Source organism: Burkholderia sp. Ac-20392, from assembly GCF_017104585.1.
GTDB lineage: Bacteria > Pseudomonadota > Gammaproteobacteria > Burkholderiales > Burkholderiaceae > Burkholderia > Burkholderia lata.
In genome coordinates, this window is the sequence record NZ_JAAGPB010000875.1 from 1 (window position 1) to 2,185 (window position 2,185).

Annotated in this window: 3 protein-coding genes and 1 pseudogene; all 4 read right to left on the reverse strand. The window is 70.7% G+C overall.

Translation table 11 applies throughout. From position 1 onward, the window contains the following. Positions 1 to 863 (reverse strand): annotated as a pseudogene (locus G3N99_RS39225) (flagellar hook-length control protein FliK); the annotation flags it as partial. Positions 864 to 992: 129 nt separating this feature from the next. Further along, a complete protein-coding gene (locus tag G3N99_RS39230; RefSeq protein ID WP_174937483.1) occupies positions 993 to 1,325 on the reverse strand; it encodes a flagellar protein FliT in 333 nt (110 codons plus the stop codon). Further along, the gene (gene fliS / locus G3N99_RS39235; protein WP_174937481.1) at positions 1,322 to 1,756 is read right to left on the reverse strand and encodes a flagellar export chaperone FliS; all 435 of its coding nucleotides are present in this window, start codon (positions 1,754 to 1,756) and stop codon (positions 1,322 to 1,324) included. The genes G3N99_RS39230 and fliS overlap by 4 nt, the downstream gene beginning before the upstream one ends. 193 nt (positions 1,757 to 1,949) lie before the next feature. Beyond that, on the reverse strand, positions 1,950 to 2,185 hold a 236-nt coding region (gene fliE, locus G3N99_RS39240), incomplete at its 5' end, for a flagellar hook-basal body complex protein FliE (RefSeq protein ID WP_206125083.1).

Below are 2,185 nucleotides of genomic sequence, written 5' to 3' on the forward strand. Positions count from 1 at the left end.
GGATGCACGGTCGCCAGCGTCTGCGCCTGCGCCTGCGAATCGGACGACGCCGCGGCCAGTTCGGCCCGCGCGGGCGTCCAGCGGGTATCGGCACGCTCGCCGAGCAGATCGGCCGTATCGCGCGGCAGCGACGCGCCCTGCCGCGCGCCTGCCGGCAACGCCTGTGCGGGATCGCGCGCCGACGCGCCGCCCTGGGCCTGCGTGCCCGGCTGCGCCGATGCCCGCGCGGTCGCCAGCAAAGACGGGCGCTGCGCGAGCAGTTCGTCGAGCAGGTCGGTCGAGCCGTGCTGTGCGGCATCCGGATCGGCCGGCGCGAGCGCGGCCGCGAGGCGCGCCTGCGGCTCGCGCATCAGCGCCGCGAGCGGACGCTGGCCGGCCAGCCACTGCGCGAGATGGGATTCGTAGAAAAGGCCGCTTTCGCTCACCGCCTGGGCGAGCGCCGCACGCAGCGCCGCGACCGGCAAAGTCGCAGCCGCTTCGCGCGCCGCAGCAGCGGACGACGCGGCAGCGGACGCCGGCGTGGACGATGCAGCCGGATCGGAGGCGGCCGGCGCAGCCGTGTCGGTCAGCAGCACGGTGGGATCGGCCAGCAGCGGCGCGCGCCCGGCAATGGCCGGTGTCGAGTCGCCGCCCACGCGCGAAATCGCGTCGAGCACGCGCCCGACATCGGATAGTGCAGTCTGGGTGGATGCGGGCGGCGCGGCAGGCGGGCTGCCGGCCGAAGGCGTGGACGACGCGCCGGTGCCCGGCGTGCCGACCTGCGAGGCCGCGCTGCCGCCGGCGGGCGCCGACACGGTGCCGGTCAGCAAGCTGTCGAGGCGGCTCGCCAGCATCGCGGCCGCAACGGAGTCGATACCGGTCATGATCGGAGCCTGCTTATCTCAGCCACTTCGTTGCGAATCCGGGAACGGCACCTCGGTGCCGCCCGCGGGAACTGCGCGCCTGCCACAGCGGACTCGTGCGCCCCGCGCCCGTTTCCCCGGAAACGGACCCTACCCGCGCGCGCGGTAGAGATCGGTCAATACCTTGGTCGAGCGCCGCGCCTCGAACAACGCGGACAGCCGCGCGACGTCCGGGCTCGCGAGATCGCGAATCGCGGCGTCGTCGGCCAGGATGCGGCGGATCAGGCCGAGCTTGCGGCCGAGATCCGATTCGTCGAGCACGACGCCCGGATCGGCTTCCTTCAACCCGTCGACCAACCGCATGAATTCGGCCTGCAACCCCGGCAACGCGCTCCAGTCGGCGCTGCGGGCGGCGCCCAGCATCCGGCCCGACACGGCGGCGAGCGCCTCGTAACGTTCGAAGTATTCGGCCTTGCGATTCATCGTGATGCTTCCACTGCCTGTTGCGCGGCCATCCGCGCGACTTCCGGGGCGATCCCCGTCCATGCTTCCTCGAGCGTCGCGAGCAGCCCGTCGACTTCAACCAGCATCGCGTCGCTCGCCTGCGCGTTCGCTTCGAGCAGACGCCGGCTGATATACGCATACAGCGCGTCCAGCCGCTCGGCGATCTCGCCGCCCGCGTCGCGGTTCAGCGACGCCTTCAGCCCGCTGTCGACGATCCGGATCGCCTTGCCGATCGCTTCGCCGCGCGCGGACACATTGCCCTGCTGCAAGTGCATGCGCGCCAGCGCAATCGCCTGCCGCGCGCCCTGGTACAGCATCGCGATCAACCGGTGCGGGGAGGCGCCCATCACCCCCGTCTCGACGCCGACACGCGCGTACGCACTGGCTCCAGCGTGTCCTGGGGAAAACATGCGCTTCTCCTTGTTATGCCTTGGCTATACGGGAACCGCGGCCGTGCATCGCACGACGCGGCCTTCACCGGAGTTATCGGAAGGGATTTGAAAAGCTTTAGGCAAGCGGAGCGTGCCGCCTGGCGCAAAAGGGCCGGCCCGCAGACCAGCCCGGAGGCCGTCCACGGATAGCTTTCCCCGAATAGCCGTCCTGTCAAACCGACATCTGCATGATGTCGTTGTAAGCGCTCACTAGCTTGTTGCGGACCTGGAGCCCGAACTGGAAGCCGATGTTGGCTTTCTGCATGTCGACCATCACGTCGTTGAGCGACACGTTCGGCGCGCCGACCTCGAACGCCTGCGCCTCGCCGAGCGCGTGCTGCTGGTCGCCGCTGATCTTGTCGAGCGACGCCTTCATCGCGCTGGCGAACGTGCCGGCCGTCGCCAGCG